This is a genomic window from Halorubrum sp. B52, from assembly GCF_059752555.1.
This window is the reverse complement of record NZ_MWTG01000009.1, coordinates 954,028-971,974: the sequence shown is the minus strand read 5'-3', so window position 1 is coordinate 971,974 and position 17,947 is coordinate 954,028. Positions and strand designations below refer to the sequence as shown.

Sequence of the window (17,947 nt, the reverse complement as noted above, 5' to 3'; positions counted from 1 at the left end):
CTCCCGACGTGAACGCATTCGAGACGGTCTCGGCGGACGCGCTCCGGGCCGGCCGGGCCGACGCGCTCGACGACGCGGTCGCGAGCGCGCTGGCCGCCCACCCGCTGGACGGGATCGAGACCGAGTACCCGCACTATCAGGGGCGGGTGGAGGGACCGGAGGCGCCGCCGCGCCCCTCGGAGAAACACCCCGTCTTCTACGGCTGTTTCGACTGGCACTCGGCGGTCCACAGCCACTGGGCGCTCGTGCGGCTGCTGCGGCTCGTGCCGGACCATCCGGACGAGGCCGCGATCGAGACGGAGATCGAGGGACGGCTGACGCCCGAGGGGGTCGCGGACGAGGTCGAGTACCTCGACGAGAACCCCGGCTTCGAGGAGCCGTACGGGTGGTCGTGGCTGCTGCGACTCGCCGCCGAGTTGCACCTGTGGGACGACCCGCGCGCCGACGCGTGGCGCGAGACGCTCCGTCCCCTCGAAGAGCGGATCCGCCGGAGGACCCGCGAGTCGTTCCTCGAAATCGATCGGCCCCAGCGGGTCGGCACCCACGGCAACACGGCGTTCGCGCTCGCCGGGACCCTCGACTACGCGCGGGTTGTCGGCGACCCCGACCTCGGACGCGAGGCGACGGCGACCGCGCGCCGGCTCTACGCGGACGACACCGCCGCCGTCGTGGGCGCGGAGCCCGTCGGCTGGGACTTCGTCTCGCCCGCGCTGACCGAGGCGGACCTGATGCGCCGCGTCCTCGATCCCGACGCGTTCGCGGCGTGGCTCGACGCGTTCCTTCCGGACCTCTCGGGGCCGCCGCACGACGCGTTGCTGACGCCCGTCGACGTCGAACCGGACGAGAGCGACGGCGCCGCGATGCACCTGATCGGCCTCAACGTCTCCCGGGCGTGGTGTCTCGCGGGGCTGGCCGACGCGCTGGCTGGGCGGGACGGACCGGCGGCGACTCGGCTGCGAGCGCCGCTGGACGCGGCGGCGCGCCGGCACGCCGAGGCGGGGGTCGCGGACGTGCTCACCGACGACTACGCGGGCTCGCACTGGCTCTCCTCGTTCGCGCTGTACCTGCTGACGCGGAACGAGGGCGGGATCGCGCCGGGGGCGGGTTAGTTCGCGCCCTTCGACTCCTGGGAGTCGCCGTCGACCGGTCCGACGGACTCGTTCTCGGCGATCCCGAGGGCGTCGTCGGAGAGGTCGCTGCCGTCGAGCCGCGGGACGCGCCCTCGAAGCCGCCGAGCGACGGCCCGCGCCTCGGCGATCTCCACCTCGGCCACCGCCCGGACGAGCGCGGCGGCCCGCTCCGCGCGGGCGCGCTGCCACGACTCCTCGCGGGACTGATACGTGCGGATCGCGCGGAGGAACTCGCGCTGGGAGAACTCCGGCCAGTAGGGCGCACAGAAGTAGACGGCGGCCTCATTTCCGTTCGCGTGCCACGGGAGGAAGTTCGAGGTGCGCTCGTCGCCGCCGGTTCTGACGATGAGGTCGACGTCGCGGACCGGGCGGTCGTACAGTCGGTCCTCGACGGTCTCGACGTCGACGTCGGCGGGGTCGAGGTCGCCGGCGTCGACGTCGGCCGCGATCGTCCGGGCGGCGTCGAGCAGCTCCGTCCGGCCGCCGTACGCGAGCGCGACGTTCAGCGTGAAGCGGTCGTTGTCGGCGGTGCGTGACTCGGCGTAGTCGACCGCGTCGCGGACGCGGGGCGGGAGCCGGGCGACGTCGCCGATGGCGCGGACGCGGACCCCCTGCTCGTGGACGCGGTCGGCGTCGGCGAACTCCCGGAGCTTGCGCTCCAGCAGGTCGAACAGCGGCGCCAGCTCCTCGTCGGGCCGTTCGAAGTTCTCCGTCGAGAAGGCGTACAGCGTCAGCTCCGCGACGCCCAGGTCCGCGCACCAGTCGAGCACGCGCTCGGTGGTGTCGGCGCCGGCGCGGTGGCCGTCGGGGGCGTCGTCGCCGCGCTCGCGGGCGTACCGCCGGTTCCCGTCCTGGATGATCGCGACGTGGGCCGGCACGTCCTCGATCTCGCGGCGGAGGTGGCGGCGGTAGGCTCGCTCGCCGAGGTCGCGGAGACGGTCCAGCATACGGCCGATCCGACAGGACCGAGGGATATGTACTTTTACCCTCCGACCCCGCAGATCGCACCCGATGGACGCCGCCTACGTCTTCGCCGTCGCGTTCCGGCTCGACCCGGACGGCGCGGCGGTCGATCCCGACCGGTTCGAGGCGACGATGGAGATCCCCGCTCCCGAGCCCGGCGCGGACGGGTGGGCGTTCTTCCGCGACCGACTCTGGCGCGGCGAGATCGGGGACGAGTCGTCGTTCCGTCGCCTCGCGAGCGACCGCCTCGGCGTCGAGGTCACCGAGGCGTCCTTCCGGGAGCTCCGGACCGACGAGGCGTACCTCGACGCGCTGAAACGCGAGGTCGCCGCGGACCTCGGTCGCTTCAACGCCGACTCGGTCGACGAGGTCCTCCGCAAGTACCTCGGCTCGTCGATCCACGTGCGAGGGGAGTGAGACCCCACAACGCACTTATCGGTCCGGCGCCTACTGGCGCGCCCATGGCGGTCGTCGACTACGACTTCCACCTGTTCGACCTCGACGGCACGCTCGTCGACGCGGAGTGGTCGTACACCCGGACGGTGTTCGACCGCGTCGGCGACCGGCTCGGTCGGCGCTTCTCCGACCGGGAGGCGTACGTCCTCTGGCACGGGCTGGGCGGTCCCCGGGGCGGTACCCTCCGCGAGATCGGCGTCGATCCGGACGACTTCTGGCCCGCGTTCCACGCGGTCGAAGACCCGGGCGCTCGCGCGGAGGCGACGTACCTCCACGACGACGCCGCCCGGCTGCTCGACCGCGTCGACGACGCGGGCGGGCCGACCGGCCTCGTCACGCACTGCCAGCGGTTCCTCGCCGAGCCTGTCCTCGACCGGCTCGACCTGGACGGGCGGTTCGACGCGGTGGTCTGCTGTACCGACGAGACGGGCTGGAAGCCGGACCCCGAGCCGATCGAGCTGGCGATGCGCGAGCTCGGCGTCGACCCGGGGGCGGACCGGGGCTACTACGCCGGCGACGGCGAGAGCGACGTGGGCGCGGCGTGGAACGCCGGGCTCGACGCGGTCCACGTCGAGCGCGTCGGCCACGAGGACCGCGGGCGGTGCGTGCTCGGCGACCGGCGCGTCGACCGGCTCGACGAGCTGCTGGCGAGCGGGTGACTCCTCCCCGCGCCTCGCCCGCGACCGAAACGGACGTGAGGCGGCGCGCGTTAGCCGACCCATGACGAAGTGGTTCCACAGCGGTCGCCGGCGCGACCTCTGCGCGCTGCTGTACGACGCGGGCGAGCTGCGGGCGCAGTCGCTGAAGAACCGGCTGGAGAACCACTACGACGAGCGCATCGATCCCGGTTCCTTCTACGCGACGCTCCGCTCGCTGGTGGAGTCCGGGTTCCTTGACCGCCGGACGGAGGGGATCGCCGACGTCTACGCCCTGACCGACGCCGGCGAGCGCGCGCTCCGTGACCACTACGAGTGGCTCTCCGAGCGCGTCGGCGACCCGAAGCCGACCGCGGGCCCCCGGTCGGCCGACGACCCCGACCTCAAGGATTAACAACAGAGGGGGCGTGGATTATTACATGACGGTCGTCAGCGTCTCGATGCCGGAGGAGCTGCTTGAGCGGATCGACGGGTTCGCGGACGAACACGGCTACACGGGGCGCAGCGAGGTGGTCCGGGAGGCCTCGCGGAACCTCCTCGGCGAGTTCGAGGACGCCAAGCTGGAGGAGAGGGAGCTGATGGCGGTGGTGACCGTACTCTTCGACTACGAGACCACGAGCGTCGAGGAGCGGATGATGCGGCTCCGCCACGAGCACGAGGGGCTCGTCGCCTCCAATTTCCACAACCACGTCGGCTCCCGCTACTGCATGGAGCTGTTCGTGCTGGAGGGACGCCTGGAGGAGATCTCCGCGTTCGTCGGAAAGATCCGGGCGACGAAGGACACGCTCACCGTCGACTACAGCGTGACTCCGGTCGACGAGTTCGGGGGCGAGGGCGAGGCCGCGGACGGCGGCCACGGACACGGTGGGCACGGACACGCCGACGAGTAGCCGGGGGCGCGCCCGGGCGGTCGGCACGCGGATCGGTCCGGCTCACCCGTCGAGCACGACGCCGACGAGCGGCACCGCGACGCCGACGACGTAGCCGGCGAGGTGCGCGAACACGTTGCTGCCGAACGGGACGACCACCAGCGACCCGATCACCCCGGCGGCGGCGACGCTCGCGCCCGTGACGTACAGCAGCTCCCGTTCGGGGGGCAAATCGAGCCCGACCACCCGCGGCCGGCCGACGCCGGCGTAGAGCCCGACGGCGACGAGGGCGGCGCAGACCGCGAACAGGGACCCGACCGCCGGCAGCGACGGGAAGTAGCCGACGCCGCTCGGGGCGAGGTACGCGAGCGCGAGCGACCCGAGCGCGGCGACGACCGCCCAGCGAGCGTCGACGCCGACGGCGGGACCGGCGGGGGCGTCCCCGTCGTCCCCGTCGGGATCGCCCTCCTCGCCCGCCTCGGTCGCCAGCGCGGCGAACCAGACGACGACCACGTAGCCGAGGAGCGCGCTGTTCACGTCGGAGAAGCCGGCGGTCGGCGCGTTCGTGAGGCCGCCGAGCGCGACGATCGTCGCCCACGCCGAGGCGAGGGGGACGACCGCGAGGTACACCGCGGCCGCGCCGAGCAGCCGCCCGCGCCACCCCGCGACGACGGAGAGCGGGTACGCCACCGCGACGAGCAGCCAGTAGTTGACGAGGTTGTCGAGGAGGTGCGCGGGGCTCGCGTGGACGAAGCTCGACGCGAACGCGGTCCACAGCGCCCACCGGCTCTCGAAGACGCCGCCGGTCGCGAGCGAGAGGCGCCAGGCGTCGGTCCCCGGCGTGAGGCTCACGGCGACGAGCAGCGCCGGCAGGGGAACGGCGACGAGGAAGAGGTCCCGCGGGGGCTGCGCCCGGACCGCCGCGCGGACGCTGGCGAGGAGCCCGCGGAGCGTGGGCGGGTCGGGAGCGGGGTCGCCGTCGGTCGCCGGACCGTCGCCGCCTCCCGCGTCGTCGCCGTCTCGCGAGTCCCCCTCGGCGCTCATCGCTCAGGGCGTCGCCGGCCGCACCGTCTCCAGCGCGGCCGCGAAGTCGTCGCTCGTGATCCCGACCTCGTCCGCGTGGTCGTTCGCGGCCGCGCCGTGCTCGTCGGCGACGCGTTCGATGGCGACGAGGGCGGCCTCGCGGCACAGCGAGGCGATCTCCGCGCCGGAGTACCCCTCCGTCTCGTCGGCGAGGCGCTCCAAGTCGACTCCCTCCACGAGCGGCTTCTCGCGGGTGTGGACGTCGAGGATCTTCCGGCGCGCCTCGCGGTCGGGCTCGGGCACCTCGATGTGCGTCTCTAGTCGCCCCGGCCGGAGCAGGGCGGGATCGAGCGCCTTCCGCCGGTTCGTCGCCGCGAGCACGACGAGGTTCGGGTTGTCGCTGGCGCGGTCGAGCTCCGTGAGCAGCTGTGAGACGACGCGCTCTCCGACGCCCGAGCCGTCGCCGCCCGCGCCGTCGCGGTCGGCCGCGATGGCGTCGATCTCGTCGAAGAAGACGATCGCGGGGGCCGCCTGCCGGGCGCGGTCGAACAGGTCCCGGACCGCCTTCTCCGACTCGCCGACGTAGCGGTCGAGTAGCTCCGGCCCCGCGACCTGAATGAAGTTGACCCCGCTCTCGCCGGCGATCGCCCGCGCGAGCAGGGTCTTCCCGGTTCCCGGCGGGCCGTGAAGCAGCACGCCCGTCGGCGGGTCGGCATCGGCGGCGTCGAACAGGGGCCCGTAGGTCAGCGGCCACGTGACGGCGCGCTCCAGCTTCTCCTTCGCCGCCGAGAGCCCCCCGACGTCCGAGAAGACGGTCGTGGGCTGCTCGGCGACGTACTCGCGCATCGCGCTCGGCTCGACGTTGGCGTGGGCGGCCTCGAAGTCCGCCTTCGAGACGGTCACGTCGTCGAGCGCTTTCGCGTCCGACTCGCGGGCGCGCCGGAGCGCCGTCATCGCCGCCTCCTGCGCGAGCCCCTCGATGTCGGCGCCGACGAACCCGTGGGTCCGGCTCGCGATCCGGTCGAGGTCCACGTCGTCGGCGAGCGGCATCCGGCGCGTGTGGACGTCGAGGATCTGGCGCCGGCCGGATTCGCCGGGGACGCCGATCTCGATCTCGCGGTCGAACCGGCCGCCCCGGCGGAGCGCCGAGTCGAGGGTGTCGACGCGGTTCGTCGCGCCGATGACGATCACGTCGCCGCGGGCGTCGAGCCCGTCCATCAGCGAGAGCAGCTGGCCGACGACCCGGTTCTCCACGTCTCCGCCGTCGTCGCGCTTCCCGGCGATCGAGTCGATCTCGTCGAAGAAGATGATGGCGGGGGCGGCCTCGCTCGCGCGGTCGAACACGTCGCGCAGGCGCTCCTCCGACTCCCCCTTGTACTTCGACATGATCTCCGGCCCGTCGACGGTGATGAACTCGGCGTCGACCTCGTTGGCGACCGCGCGGGCGATCAGTGTCTTCCCGGTCCCCGGCGGCCCGTGGAGCAGGACCCCCTTCGGCGGGTCGATGCCGAGCCGGGTGAACACCTCGGGCTCGGAGAGCGGGAGCTCGATCGTCTCGCGCACGAGCTCCAGCTCCTCGTCTAACCCCCCGATGTCCTCGTAGGTCGCGCCCGCGGTGTGGTCCGCGGGGGGAGCGGTCCCATCACCCTTCGGTCGGGCGTCGCTTCCGGGCGGCGTGGCCCGGTCCGAGCGGGAGCGGTCGCCGCCGGCTGACGTGTCGGTCGTCCCGCGTCGGCCCTCCCGGTCGGCGTCGTCACGGGCCTCGGAGCGCGCGGGCCCGTCGCCCTCCCCGTCCCCGTACGTCACCGAGACGTCGGTCCGGTTCGTCACGCGCACCGTCCCGGCCGGGTCCGTCTCGGCGACGACGAACCGGAGGCCGCCGAGCCGCTCGACGTGGACCGCCTCGCCCTCGGTGACGGGGCGGTCGCGGAGGTCGCGGGCGAGCGCGCGCTCGACGACCTCGCGGCTCACGTCGACGTCGATGAGCCGCGCCGGCGCCGCGAGGACGACGCGTTCGGCGTCCTCGACCGTGACGGGCGCGACGGTGACGGTGTCGCCCACCTTCACGCCGGCGTTCGCGCGGGTGTCGGCGTCGATGAGGACGGAGCCGTCAGCCGCGTCGGGGCCGCCGGGCCACACCTTCGCGACGGCGACGCGGTCGCCGCGGATCTCGACGGTGTCGCCGCTGAGGAGGCCGAGCCGCTTCCGGGCGGGTTCGGGGAGCCTGGCGATCCCCCGGCCCGCGTCCCGCTTCTCGGCGGCACGCACCGTGAGCCGGAGGCCTGCGGAGTCGTTCATGGGCTCCGTACTCGCCGATGACCCTTTACCCTTGTCCGGGGAGGGCCGAGGGAGGCGCGATACGCGCCTCGCTCCCTCCCTCGGCCCCGCCGCACCGCCGACCGCAACCCCCTTACCTCGGCCGGGCCCGCCTTCGGGTATGCAACCGACAGGGCACCTGCGCGGCGACGCGGTACACGTCGCCGGCGACGCCCGCCAGCGCTTCTACGACTCCCGGGGCTACGGGCGCCCGCTCGACGGGAACGAGATCGCGCTCTCGCGCGTCGAGGCGGCCCACCTCCTCTTCCGCGGCGACCTCTCCGGCGTCGCCCTCGCCCCCGACGCCGACCCGGTCGACTTCGAGCGCTTCTTCGTCGAGAGCGCGGCCGCCGCCGACCGGTTCGCGGTGCGGTACCTCGTCTACTCGGACCTCCGCGACCGCGGCTTCTACCTCTCGCCGGCCCGCGAGCCGTGGCCCGGCGGGGCCGCGGACGTCGCCGACGCGGTCGATTTCGTCGCCTACGAGCGCGGCTCGACGCCCGACACGGGGAACGTGGAGTACCCGGTGCAGGTCGTCGGCGAGCGCGAGTCGCTGCCCGCGGCCGGGCTCGCCGGCCGCACCCTCGCGGTCGTCGACGAGGAGTCCGACATCACCTACTTCGCGGCGACCGAGGGGGAGATCGCGGGCGCGACCGACTACGACCCGCCGGACCGGCTCGACGGCGTCCTCCTCGCCGACCGCGTCGTCGTCTGGGACGCCCCCGAGGCGCTCTACGAGCGCGGCTTCTACGGCCAGCCGCTCACCGGCCGGGCCGCGGCGGTCGAGGGCGCGATCCAGCTCTCGCTCGTCGAGGCCGCGTCGCTCGCGGCCGACGGCGTCCTGTCGCTGTCGGCGTCGGTGGGAGCGGCGGGCGAGACCGCGAGCGAGGGCGTCGCGGGCGGGAGGGCGCCGGACGGCCCCGCCGCCGCGGTCGTCGCCCGCGGCCGCGACGTCGAGGGCGAGCGGTTCGACCGCCGGCTCGCCGTCTACAAGCGGCTCCGCGCGGCCGACACCGTCCCGAAGACCGGCTTCAAGTTCGGCGCCGACTTCCGGACGTACCTCGACGTGGAGACGGTCGAGGACCTGCCGCACTCCGAGCACCTCGTGCGCGTCGTCGACGCCGACCACCGCTTCTCGCCCCGCGAGCTCTCGCTCGACGTGCGGCTCGCGGGGGGCGTCCGCAAGGAGATGGTGTTCGCCTTGACGGCGGTCGGGAGGGACGCCGACGGCGACGCCCCCGGAAACGCCGGCGACGCGGTCCGCGACGCCGACGTCGAATGGCTCTCGATCACACGGTTGACGCCCTGATTGGCGGGCGGCTGACGCCCCGACGGGCGCCGGCGGGGCCACCCGCCGCCGCCCCGGAGAGACGAGCGGAACCGTTTTCCGACGCCTGATTCTCTTGCCGGCCATGAGCGATCACTCCGTGTTCCCCTCCGACTCGGACGCCTACGACATCTCCACGGTCGACCTCGACGACGACCGCTACGAGGTGAAGCAGTCGGCGATCCGGAACAAGTACGCCGTCCGCGACAGCGCCGGGAACGTCGTCTTACGCGGGAAACAGAAGATGTTCAAGCTGAAAGAGGAGTTCCCGTTCGTCACCGGCGACGGCGACGACGCCTTCTCGGTGAAGGCGGGCGGGATCGTCGACATCGGCGGGAACTACGCCATCGTCGACTCGGGCACCGGCGAGGAGGTCGTCGTCCTCGACGAGGACTACTCGCTGTTCGTCGAGAACTGGACGATCCGCGACCCGGAGACCGGAGAGGCGCTGGCGACCATCCGGTCGAAGAGCAAGCTGATGGCGGGGCTCCGGCACCTGATCTCGGCCGCGAACCTCGTCCCGAACAAGTACGAGATATTCGACGCCGACGGCGGCCACGTCGGCGACATCGAGGGGAAGTTCTCGCTGCGCGACGCCTACACGGTCACCATCGACGACGCGAGCGGCGTGCCGAAGGAGGCCGTGGTGGCGGCCGCGTGTATCCTCGATGCTCTGGAGAACCAGTAGCGGTTTCGAAGCGACGCCCGAACGCGGTCGGAAGAGGAAAGAGCTATACTCGGATGCGCCGAGCGTCCGTCCATGCAGCTGCCCGAGACGTTCGATCGATCGCTGGCGCTCCGCCAGTCGGCCGTGTACGTCGTGGCGTTCTGTGCGGTGTTCGCCCTCGTCTCGTACGTCGCCGAGGGGAGCATTCCGCTCGGCGTGGCGACCGGCTTCGTGATGGCGGCCGTCGCGATCGGCTACTACGCGTGGAACGGGGAGCTCGGCGTCCCCCCGCAGGAGGAGTAGCCCGCCCGGGGGAGCCCGAGACCGGACGCGGCGCGCCGCCTACTCGCCGCCCAGCTTCGTCTCGCCGACCGCGTCGTGGCCCTCGATGACCTCGGTCCCGCCCATGTACGGGCGCAGCGCCTCGGGGACGGTGACGGTGCCGTCGTCGTTCTGGTAGTACTCCAGGATGGCGACGACGATCCGCGGGACCGCGAGCCCCGAGCCGTTCAGGGTGTGGAGGTGCGCCGCCGACTCGTGGTGCTCCTCGCGGTAGCGAATCTGCGCGCGGCGCGCCTGGAAGTCCTCGAAGTTGGAAACCGAGGAGACCTCCAGCCAGCGGCCGCCGAGGTCTGGTCCCTCGTCCATGTCGTCGGCGGGCGCCCACACCTCGATGTCGTACTTCTTCGCCTGCGTGAACCCGAGGTCGCCGGTACACATCTCCAGGATGCGGTAGGGGAGCTCGAGCCGGCGCAGCACCTCCTCGGCCTCGTCGACGAGGCCCTCGAAGCGCTCGTCGCTCTCCTCGGGGCGCACGAAGTTCACCATCTCCACCTTGTTGAACTGGTGGACGCGGACGATCCCGCGCGTCTCGGTGCCGTGCTCGCCCGCCTCCTGCCGGAAGTTCGGCGTGTACGCCTGGTACTTCAGCGGGAGGTCCTCGCCGAGCAGGATCTCGTCGCGGTGGAGGTTCGTCACGGGCACCTCCGCGGTCGGGAGCAGCCAGAGGTCGTCGTCGTCGTACTCGTCCTCGTTCGACCCCTCGACCCGGTAGGCGTCCTCGGTGAACTTCGGGAGCTGTCCGGTGCCGCGCATCGACGCGGAGTTGACCGGGATCGGCGGGAACACGTCTCGGTACCCCTGCTCGCGGTGGACGTCGAGCATGAACTGGATCAGCGCGTGCTCCAGCCGGGCGCCGTCGCCCTTCGCGACGTAGAAGCCGGCCCCCGCGACCTTCGCGCCGCGCTCGAAGTCGAGGATCTCGAGGTCCTCGCCGAGGTCGTAGTGCGGCTCCACGTCGCCGGGAAGCTCCCGGAGGTCGTCGAACCCCTCGCGTCGCCGCTCGACGTTCTCCGACTCGTCGGCGCCAACCGGCACCGACTCCTGCGGGATCTGCGGGAGTTCGAGCAGTGATTCCTCCAGCTCGGCCTCCAGCTCGTCGGCGCGTTCCTCGACCTCTTGGAGTTCGGCCTTGAGCTCCTGGGAGCGCTCGATCGCCTCGTCCGCCTCCTCGTCCTTGCCGGCCTGTTTGAGCTCCCCGATCGTCGAGGAGACCTCGTTGCGCTCGTGGCGCAGGTCGTCGCCGCGGCTCTTCAGCTCCCGCCACTCCTCGTCGACGTCGAGTATCCGGTCGAGGTCCACGTCGACGCCCTTGTTGTCGAGCGCCTCGCGGACGACCTCGGGGTTCTCCCGGACGAACTGTCGAGACAGCATTTAACGGGGATTCCGCGGGGCGACCCAAAACCGTATCGGAGCGTCGGTATCGGTTGGCACGGGGCGTCGGCGGGGATCAGTATCCGCCCGGCAGCGCCATCCCGACCGCGAGCGCGGCCAGCGGCACCGCGGCGACGACGGCGTACCACACTCCGGCGGCGACGAGGAGGAGCCACGTGGAGGCGCCGTACCCCGCCGGGTCCCAGTCGACGCCGAGCCGCGGGAGTCCGGCCCCGGCGACCGCGGGGGCGACGAGCCCGACGAGGATCCCGCCGAACAGCGCGGTGTCGAGGAACCCCTCGCTCCAGCCGGGCCCCGCCGAGTCGACGAGCCGGACCGTCAGGACGACGCCGACGAGATAGGGGACCGAGAGCGCGAGCGCGACGCCGACGTAGGAGGGGATGAGACGCCCGGCCGGCGGGAGCGCGACGAACAGCGCCCGGAGCCGCGCCGAGAGCAGGAAGGGGGTCCAGCAGACGGCGGCGACGAGTCCGGGGAGGGCGAACAGCGCGAGCGTCCAGAGCCAGCCGATAGCCGTGTCGACGGCCGCGGGTACGGCGCCGACGCTGACGGGACCGAGGACCATACGCCGTCTCTCGCCGGACGTGTCAAACGCTTTGTGGTGGCGGGGTCGCGGCGGATCGAGCGGGTCCCGCGCTTTCGCGGATCACACGCTTTAAGCGTCGCGCCGCGAGCGCGTACGCATGCTCATCACCGGCGCGGAGCTCGCCGACGGACGCGTCCGCGACGTTCGGATCCGAGACGGAGCCATCGACGCGGTCGAACCGACGAACGCGGGGCTCGACCCCGACGCGGGCGAGCGCGTCGTCGACGCCCGCGGGCGACACCTCCTGCCCGGCGCCGTCGACGTCCACGTCCACTTCCGGGAGCCCGGCGGGAGCCACAAGGAGACGTGGACCTCCGGCTCGCGGGGCGCGGCCGCCGGCGGCGTGACGACGGTCGTCGACCAGCCGAACACCTCGCCGCCCACGGTCGACGGCGACGCGTTCGACGAGAAGGCCGAACTCGCCGCCGAGTCGCTCGTCGACTACGGGATCAACGGCGGCGTCACCGCCGACTGGGACCCCGAGGGGCTGTTCGAGCGCCCCCTGTTCGCGCTCGGCGAGGTGTTCCTCGCGGACTCGACCGGCGAGATGGGGATCGCCGTCGACCTGTTCGAGGACGCCCTCGCCGAGGCCGCCGCCCGCGGCGTCCCCGTCACGGTCCACGCGGAGGACGAGACGCTGTTCGACGCGAGCGCGCTCGACGGCGACCTCGGCGGCGTCGGCACCGCGGCGAACGCCGACGCGTGGTCCGCCTACCGGACCGCCGAGGCGGAGGTCGCCGCGGTCGAGCGCGCCCTCGACGCGGCCGCCGAGAGCGACGCGCAGGTGCACATCGCCCACACGTCGACGCCGGAGGGGATCGACGCCGTCGTCGCGGCCCGAGAGTCCGAGACGGAGGGAAGCGGAGACGAGGAGGCGACGGCGGGCGCCGCTCCACCCACCTGCGAGGTCACCCCGCACCACCTGTTCCTCTCGCGTGAGAACGCCGGCCGGCTCGGGACGTTCGGCCGCATGAACCCGCCGCTCCGCTCCGAGGAGCGCCGAGCGGGAGTCTTCGAGCGCCTCCGCGACGGCGACGTCGACGTCGTCGCCACCGACCACGCGCCCCACACCGTCGCCGAGAAGCGGCGGGGGCTCGCCGACGCGCCGAGCGGCGTGCCGGGCGTCGAGACGCTCTACCCGCTCCTCCTGGAGTCCGTGCGCAAGGGGGAGCTGACCATGGAGCGCGTCCGCGACGTCGCCGCCGCCAATCCCGCGTCGATCTTCGGGATCGAGGCGAAGGGGCGGGTCGCCGAGGGCGCCGACGCCGACCTCGTCCTCGTCGACCTGACGAACCCGCGGGAGATCGAGGCCGGCGCGCTCCACGGCGCCTGCGGCTGGACCCCCTTCGAGGGGTTACAGGGCGTCTTCCCGGAGCTGACGCTCGTCCGCGGCGAGGTCGTCTACGAGCGCGACCCGGTCACGGGCGCGGAGTCGTTCGGCGAGCCGGCGGGGCGGAACGTCCGGGAGTCGTAGCGTCCGCTCCGAGTCCGGATCGCCCGCGTACCGGCGGTGCCGCTCGGCGGAACGCATATGCCGTTGCTATCCTTAGCGAGGCCATATCGATGGTCGTGGGTATCCTTGGCACGGGACGGGGTAGCGAGGCGGGCGTACGGGCGGCCCGGACCGCCGCGCGACGGACTCCGACATGACGGACGCCGCGGAGACGGGCCCGACCGGGGTCGACGCCGACGGAACGGGCGAGGCGGAGCGGCCCCCGATGGCGCTCGACGAGGTCGCCGCGCTCGCGGAGCGCGTCGGCGACAACGTCGAGGCGGTGATCGTCGGGAAGCGTGCGGCGGTCGAACACGTCGTGGTCACGATCCTCGCCCGCGGCCACCTCCTCGTGGAAGACGTCCCCGGCGTCGGGAAGACGACGCTCGCGAAGGCGGTGTCGCGCTCGATCGACAGCTCGTTCAAGCGCGTCCAGTTCACGCCGGACCTGCTCCCGGCCGACGTCACCGGCGTCAACGTGTTCAACCAGCGGACGGACGAGTTCGAGTTCCAGCCCGGGCCGGTGTTCGCCAACGTCGTCCTCGGCGACGAGATCAACCGGGCGCCGCCGAAGACGCAGTCGGCCCTGCTGGAGGCGATGGAGGAGGGGCAGGTGACGACCGACGGGGAGACGCGGGCGCTCCCGGACCCGTTCTGCGTGATCGCCACCCAGAACGACGTCGAGCCCGGTCAGACGTACGAGCTCCCGGTGGCCGAGATCGACCGGTTCACCAAGAAGATCCGGCTCGGCTACCCGAGCACCGAGGACGAGGCCGAGATCATCGGGCGGATGGCGGGCGACCACCCCGTCGACGCCGTCGAGCCGGTCGCGTCGATCGAGGAAGTTCGGCGCGCCCGGGCCGCCGTCGCCGACGTCGACGCGACCGAGCCGGTCCGGGAGTACGTCGCGCGGCTGGCGACGTACACGCGGCGGAACGCCCGGCTCGGCGTCAGCCCGCGGGGGAGCCTCGCGCTGCTCCGGGCCGCGCAGGCGCGCGCCGCGCTCGACGGCCGCGGGTACGTGATCCCCGACGACGTGCAGGCCGAGGCGCCGACCGTGCTCGCGCACCGCGTCCGCTCCGACTCCGGGACCGACGGGGCGGAGGTGGTCGAAGACGCCCTGAACCGGACGAGCGTGGAGTGATCGCCCGTGTCCTCGCCGACCCTCACCCGACGCGGTCGCGTCGTCGCCGCGGTCTGCGTCGTCGGCGTCGGCATGGCGCTTGCGGCCGGCGGGCGGTCGCTGGAGGCGGTCGTCCTCCCGAGCGCGGTCGCGCTCGCGGCGGGGTACGTCCAGCTCGCCCGGATCGAGGAGCCGGCGGTGAGGCGGGAACTCCCGCCCGACGGGTTCGTCGGCGAGACCGGCGAGGTGCGGCTCGCGTTCCGCGGCCGGGGACCGAGCGGTGAGGTGTCGCCCGCGTACGTCGCCGGCGTCGACGACGCGCTCGACGACGGGCTGGAAGGACCCGAGGGGACGATCCGCGCCTCCGTCGGCGACGCCCCGGCGACGTACCGCGTCCGCTACCTGCGACGGGGGGAGCGGCGCTTCGGCCCGGTCGCGGTGACCGCGAGCGACGTCCTCGGGCTCTTCGAGCGGCGGGCGGTGATCGAGGCGGACGACGCGGCCCTCGCGTACCCGGCGTGCCGCGAGATCCCGACGTGGTTCCGCCGGGCGCTGTACGCCGACGACGCCGTCGGGGCGAGCCGGCGGCGAGAGGAGTTCGACCGGCTCCGGGAGTACGCGCGCGGCGATCCCCTCCGCGACGTCCACTGGCCGGCGACGGCGAAACACGACGAGCTCGTGGTGAAGGCGTTCGCCGCCGAGACGGAGCGCGGTCGCGTGTCGATCGCGGGCGAGACCGCCGGCGGGAGCGGGAGACCGAGCAGGGTCGAAAGCGCGGCCGATCGGGGCCCCGACGACGACCTCGCGAGCGCGGCCGCCAGCCTCGCGCTGGCGCTGCTGGACGACGGCGTGCCGGTCGACCTGACGCTCCCCGGCGGCGAGGTCTCGGCCGATCCGGGCGCGCGGGGACGGCGGGCCGTCCTCGAACTGGCCGCGCGGACCCGCGCCGGCACGGTCGGCGTCGAGGACGCGGACGTCCGGATCGTCGCCGACGAGCGCGGCGCGCGGTACCGCGTCGGCGACCGGGCGGTCCCGTTCGACGAGGTGGCCGGGGCGACGGTTCGCGGGGCGGCCGGCGGTGTGACGGACGCCGGCGAAGGGACGGCGGCCGGAGCGGCCGCGGTCGACGGCGGAACGTCCCCGGACCGAAGCGAGGTGATCGACCGATGAAGGGCCACCCGCTCGGCGGCCGCGGCGGGTCGGACCGAGGCGGGACGTTCCGGAGCCGCGGCTCGCGAGGAGCTGGCGACGACGGGGGAGCCCCCGACGACGGCGCTCTCCGCGGGTGGCTGCGGGCGGTCGTCGAGCCGCCGGTGCTCGGCGTCGCGGTCGTCACCGCGGCGTACCTGTCGGTGTTCCTCGCCGCGACCGACGTCGTCGGCGGGACGGGCCGGGTCGCGGTCGCCGTCGCGGTCGCCGGCGCCGCCGGCTTCCTCCTCGCGCGGTACGTCGGCGAACGGGCCGCGCTTCGGCTGACCGTTATCCTGTTCGCCGCGACGCTCGCGGGGTACTACTTCGCGATCCCCGCGAGCCAGCGCGCGCTGTTCTCGGTCGAGCGAGTCGCGATCGACGTGGTCTCGCTGTTGACCGGGCTCTCGATCCTCCGCCTCGCGCTCGCGGACGTGTGGGTGCTCGCGGTCGCGCCAGTGCCGACGTTCCTCGTCGGCTACCTCGTCGGCCGCGGGCGACACGTCGCGGCCGCCGGGGCCGCGGGCGGCACGCTGGTGTTCCTCGTGCTCACGGGCGACGCGGGCGAGACGACCACGCTCGCCGGGGTCGTCGGCGTCGCGCTCGCGGCCGGCCTCTCGACGCTGTCGATCCCGGGCGGGATCCGGGACCACGGCGACACCCTCGCGACGGTGTTGGCGGCGATGGTACTCGTGAGCGCGACGCTCACCCTCCTCCCGGCCGGCGCGGCCCAGCCGTGGGGGATCGACCGCGGCACCCCGACGCTGGAGTCGTCGATCGAGGCGGACGACGAGGTGGAGGTCGTCGGCCCGACGCGGCTCTCGCCCGAGGTCCGGTACACCATCGAGAGCCCGGTCGCGGCGAACTGGCACGCCGGCGCGTACGACACCTACACCGGCGACGGCTGGGTGCGGTCCGGCGAGCAGTCGCCGCTGGAGGGGCCGCTCGACGGGCCGCCCGGCGACGCGACGAACGCGACCGTCACGATCACCGCCGAGACCGAGTCGCCGTCGCTGCCGGCGCCGTGGCAGGTCGTCGACGTGCGCGGGCCCGCGGCCCAGACCGCGCGGGTGGACGAGCACGGGACGCTCCGGCTCGCCGAGCCGCTTGGGGCGGGCGAGTCGGTCACGGTCGAGAGCCGGGTGCCCGACGCCGACCCCGCGGCGCTCCGGAACGCGAGCGCCGACTACGACCCCGCGGTCGAGGAGCGGTACACCCAGCTCCCCGAGAGCACGCCCGACCGGGTCGGCGAGCGCACCGAGGAGATCGTCGCCGAGGCGGGCGCGGAGAACCCGTACGACCGGGCCGTCGCGATCGAGCGCTACCTGCGCGAGGAGTACGAGTACTCGCTGAGCGTCCGGAAGCCCGACGGCGACGTGGCCGACGCCTTCCTCTTCGAGATGGACGCCGGCTACTGCGTCTACTTCGCGACGACGATGACCGCGATGTTACGCTCGCAGGGGGTCCCGGCGCAGTTCGTCACCGGCTACTCGGAGGGCGAGCGCGTCGGTGAGGACCGGTACGTCGTCCGGGGGCAGGACGCCCACGCGTGGGTGAAGGCGTACTTCCCGGGTCACGGGTGGGTCGCGTTCGACCCGACCCCGCCCTCCGAGCGCGAGGACGTCCGGACCGCGCGCCTCGCCGACGCGCGCGCCGCGGGCGACGGGGACGTCGACGTACCGGCGTCGGAGCCCGAGTCGGGGACCCCGGCGATCGTTCCCGAGTCCGGGAGCCCACCGACCGCGCTCGAGGGGACGAACGACAGCAACGGGACGGCGGCGACCGGCGACGCCGCGGACGGAGACGCCGCGGCCGGCGAGGGGGCGATCGGAGCGAGACAGGAGGGGCTCACCCGCGGCGCGGTGAGCGGCGAGGCGCGGCCGAGCGGGGACGACTCCCCGCTTCCGTCGGGCGAGACCGTCGCGTACTGGCTGTTCGCCGCCGTGATCGCCGTCACCGGCGCCCGGCGCTTCGGCGTCGGCGAACGGGCGCGCCGCGCCGCGCGGCTCCGGCTCCCGTGGGTCGGTTCCGACCCGTCGACGGACGCGCGGCGCGCGTTCGCCGACCTGGAGTACCTGCTCGCTCGTCGCTACCGCGAGCGCCGCGCCGGGGAGACCCCGCGGGCCTACCTCGACGCGCTCCGGCTCCGGGGACTCGACGAGCGCGCTCTCGCCGTCGGCGAGACGTACGAGCGGGCGGCGTACGCCGGGACGGTGACGCGCGCGGAGGCGGACGAGGCGCGCCGAACCGTCCGGCGGCTCGCGCTGGAGGCGACGCCGGTCCTCGGCCGGCTGTTCGACTGAGGCGTCCGGACGGCGCCGACCCCCGTTCGCGCGCTCGATCCGGTCGCTGGCCCGAGAGAACGGGCGACGGACGTCCGACGCGGCCGCACTCCCGACACTATTTAATACGGTCAC

At 73.7% G+C, this 17,947-nt stretch carries 17 protein-coding genes; 12 read left to right on the top strand and 5 right to left on the bottom strand.

What is annotated here, in order from left to right; translation table 11 throughout:
• The first annotated feature begins 8 nt into the window (after positions 1 to 8).
• Positions 9 to 1,109 carry a DUF2891 domain-containing protein gene (locus tag B4V04_RS13445; protein ID WP_498232260.1) on the top strand — a complete coding sequence of 367 codons (1,101 nt, stop codon included), beginning with the start codon at positions 9 to 11 and terminating at the stop codon, positions 1,107 to 1,109.
• Here the strand turns inward: B4V04_RS13445 and uppS are convergent.
• Positions 1,106 to 2,077: a polyprenyl diphosphate synthase gene (gene uppS, locus B4V04_RS13440; RefSeq protein ID WP_498232259.1), complete on the bottom strand. Its 972-nt coding sequence runs from the start codon at positions 2,075 to 2,077 to the stop codon at positions 1,106 to 1,108. The genes B4V04_RS13445 and uppS overlap by 4 nt on opposite strands.
• Positions 2,078 to 2,141: 64 nt before the next feature.
• On the opposite strand from uppS, the gene lwrS reads away from it, so the two are divergent.
• The 4 genes from lwrS to B4V04_RS13420 all read left to right on the top strand — a co-directional run bounded on the left by lwrS (position 2,142) and on the right by B4V04_RS13420 (position 4,095).
• Positions 2,142 to 2,510, top strand: a complete 369-nt coding sequence (gene lwrS / locus B4V04_RS13435; RefSeq protein ID WP_498232258.1) for an LWR-salt protein — start codon at positions 2,142 to 2,144, stop codon at positions 2,508 to 2,510.
• A 44-nt stretch (positions 2,511 to 2,554) separates the two neighbouring features.
• Entirely contained in the window at positions 2,555 to 3,208 is a 654-nt protein-coding gene (locus B4V04_RS13430; RefSeq protein WP_498232257.1) for an HAD family hydrolase, read from the top strand.
• 61 nt (positions 3,209 to 3,269) lie between these two features.
• Entirely contained in the window at positions 3,270 to 3,599 is a 330-nt protein-coding gene (locus B4V04_RS13425) for a PadR family transcriptional regulator (protein WP_498232256.1), read from the top strand.
• A 25-nt stretch (positions 3,600 to 3,624) separates the two neighbouring features.
• A complete protein-coding gene (locus tag B4V04_RS13420; protein WP_498232255.1) occupies positions 3,625 to 4,095 on the top strand; it encodes a CopG family ribbon-helix-helix protein in 471 nt (156 codons plus the stop codon).
• 42 nt (positions 4,096 to 4,137) lie between these two features.
• Here the strand turns inward: B4V04_RS13420 and B4V04_RS13415 are convergent, their stop codons facing one another.
• Positions 4,138 to 5,118 (bottom strand): hypothetical protein, encoded by a 981-nt coding sequence (locus B4V04_RS13415; protein ID WP_498232254.1) that lies wholly within the window; start codon positions 5,116 to 5,118, stop codon positions 4,138 to 4,140.
• 3 nt (positions 5,119 to 5,121) lie between these two features.
• Complete coding sequence (locus tag B4V04_RS13410) at positions 5,122 to 7,395, bottom strand: AAA family ATPase (protein WP_498232253.1); 2,274 nt, start codon at positions 7,393 to 7,395, stop codon at positions 5,122 to 5,124.
• A gap of 139 nt (positions 7,396 to 7,534) precedes the next feature.
• On the opposite strand from B4V04_RS13410, the gene endA reads away from it, so the two are divergent.
• From endA to B4V04_RS13395, 3 genes are all read left to right on the top strand, one after another.
• Entirely contained in the window at positions 7,535 to 8,722 is a 1,188-nt protein-coding gene (endA, locus tag B4V04_RS13405) for a tRNA-intron lyase (RefSeq protein WP_498232252.1), read from the top strand.
• 103 nt (positions 8,723 to 8,825) lie between these two features.
• Positions 8,826 to 9,428 carry an LURP-one-related family protein gene (locus B4V04_RS13400; protein ID WP_498232251.1) on the top strand — a complete coding sequence of 201 codons (603 nt, stop codon included), beginning with the start codon at positions 8,826 to 8,828 and terminating at the stop codon, positions 9,426 to 9,428.
• A 72-nt stretch (positions 9,429 to 9,500) separates the two neighbouring features.
• Positions 9,501 to 9,710, top strand: coding sequence for a hypothetical protein (locus B4V04_RS13395; protein WP_144796770.1), 210 nt, complete (start codon positions 9,501 to 9,503; stop codon positions 9,708 to 9,710).
• A gap of 39 nt (positions 9,711 to 9,749) precedes the next feature.
• Here B4V04_RS13395 and serS read toward each other — a convergent pair whose 3' ends face one another.
• Complete coding sequence (serS, locus tag B4V04_RS13390; protein WP_498232250.1) at positions 9,750 to 11,120, bottom strand: serine--tRNA ligase; 1,371 nt, start codon at positions 11,118 to 11,120, stop codon at positions 9,750 to 9,752.
• A 76-nt stretch (positions 11,121 to 11,196) separates the two neighbouring features.
• Positions 11,197 to 11,706, bottom strand: a complete 510-nt coding sequence (locus tag B4V04_RS13385) for a DUF8162 family protein (RefSeq protein WP_498232249.1) — start codon at positions 11,704 to 11,706, stop codon at positions 11,197 to 11,199.
• 118 nt (positions 11,707 to 11,824) lie between these two features.
• Here B4V04_RS13385 and B4V04_RS13380 point away from each other — a divergent pair, with 118 nt between their 5' ends.
• The 4 genes from B4V04_RS13380 to B4V04_RS13365 all read left to right on the top strand — a co-directional run bounded on the left by B4V04_RS13380 (position 11,825) and on the right by B4V04_RS13365 (position 17,833).
• Complete coding sequence (locus B4V04_RS13380; protein ID WP_498232248.1) at positions 11,825 to 13,201, top strand: dihydroorotase; 1,377 nt, start codon at positions 11,825 to 11,827, stop codon at positions 13,199 to 13,201.
• Positions 13,202 to 13,373: 172 nt separating this feature from the next.
• On the top strand, positions 13,374 to 14,363 hold the full coding sequence (locus tag B4V04_RS13375; protein ID WP_498232247.1) for an AAA family ATPase: 990 nt from the start codon (positions 13,374 to 13,376) through the stop codon (positions 14,361 to 14,363).
• Positions 14,364 to 14,369: 6 nt separating this feature from the next.
• A complete protein-coding gene (locus B4V04_RS13370) occupies positions 14,370 to 15,512 on the top strand; it encodes a DUF58 domain-containing protein (RefSeq protein WP_498232246.1) in 1,143 nt (380 codons plus the stop codon).
• Complete coding sequence (locus tag B4V04_RS13365; RefSeq protein WP_498232245.1) at positions 15,509 to 17,833, top strand: transglutaminase TgpA family protein; 2,325 nt, start codon at positions 15,509 to 15,511, stop codon at positions 17,831 to 17,833. Before B4V04_RS13370 ends, B4V04_RS13365 begins: the two co-directional genes overlap by 4 nt.
• The last annotated feature ends 114 nt before the right edge of the window (positions 17,834 to 17,947 follow it).

Bases quoted from the DNA above. Each gene is read 5' to 3' on its own strand.
- uppS (WP_498232259.1), bottom strand. From the start codon at position 2,077: ATGCTGGACCGTCTCCGCGACCTCGGCGAGCGAGCCTACCGCCGCCAC.
- lwrS (WP_498232258.1), top strand. From the start codon at position 2,142: ATGGACGCCGCCTACGTCTTCGCCGTCGCGTTCCGGCTCGACCCGGAC.
- B4V04_RS13430 (WP_498232257.1), top strand. From the start codon at position 2,555: ATGGCGGTCGTCGACTACGACTTCCACCTGTTCGACCTCGACGGCACG.
- B4V04_RS13425 (WP_498232256.1), top strand. From the start codon at position 3,270: ATGACGAAGTGGTTCCACAGCGGTCGCCGGCGCGACCTCTGCGCGCTG.
- B4V04_RS13420 (WP_498232255.1), top strand. From the start codon at position 3,625: ATGACGGTCGTCAGCGTCTCGATGCCGGAGGAGCTGCTTGAGCGGATC.
- B4V04_RS13415 (WP_498232254.1), bottom strand. From the start codon at position 5,118: ATGAGCGCCGAGGGGGACTCGCGAGACGGCGACGACGCGGGAGGCGGC.
- B4V04_RS13410 (WP_498232253.1), bottom strand. From the start codon at position 7,395: ATGAACGACTCCGCAGGCCTCCGGCTCACGGTGCGTGCCGCCGAGAAG.
- endA (WP_498232252.1), top strand. From the start codon at position 7,535: ATGCAACCGACAGGGCACCTGCGCGGCGACGCGGTACACGTCGCCGGC.
- B4V04_RS13400 (WP_498232251.1), top strand. From the start codon at position 8,826: ATGAGCGATCACTCCGTGTTCCCCTCCGACTCGGACGCCTACGACATC.
- B4V04_RS13395 (WP_144796770.1), top strand. From the start codon at position 9,501: ATGCAGCTGCCCGAGACGTTCGATCGATCGCTGGCGCTCCGCCAGTCG.
- serS (WP_498232250.1), bottom strand. From the start codon at position 11,120: ATGCTGTCTCGACAGTTCGTCCGGGAGAACCCCGAGGTCGTCCGCGAG.
- B4V04_RS13385 (WP_498232249.1), bottom strand. From the start codon at position 11,706: ATGGTCCTCGGTCCCGTCAGCGTCGGCGCCGTACCCGCGGCCGTCGAC.
- B4V04_RS13380 (WP_498232248.1), top strand. From the start codon at position 11,825: ATGCTCATCACCGGCGCGGAGCTCGCCGACGGACGCGTCCGCGACGTT.
- B4V04_RS13375 (WP_498232247.1), top strand. From the start codon at position 13,374: ATGACGGACGCCGCGGAGACGGGCCCGACCGGGGTCGACGCCGACGGA.
- B4V04_RS13365 (WP_498232245.1), top strand. From the start codon at position 15,509: ATGAAGGGCCACCCGCTCGGCGGCCGCGGCGGGTCGGACCGAGGCGGG.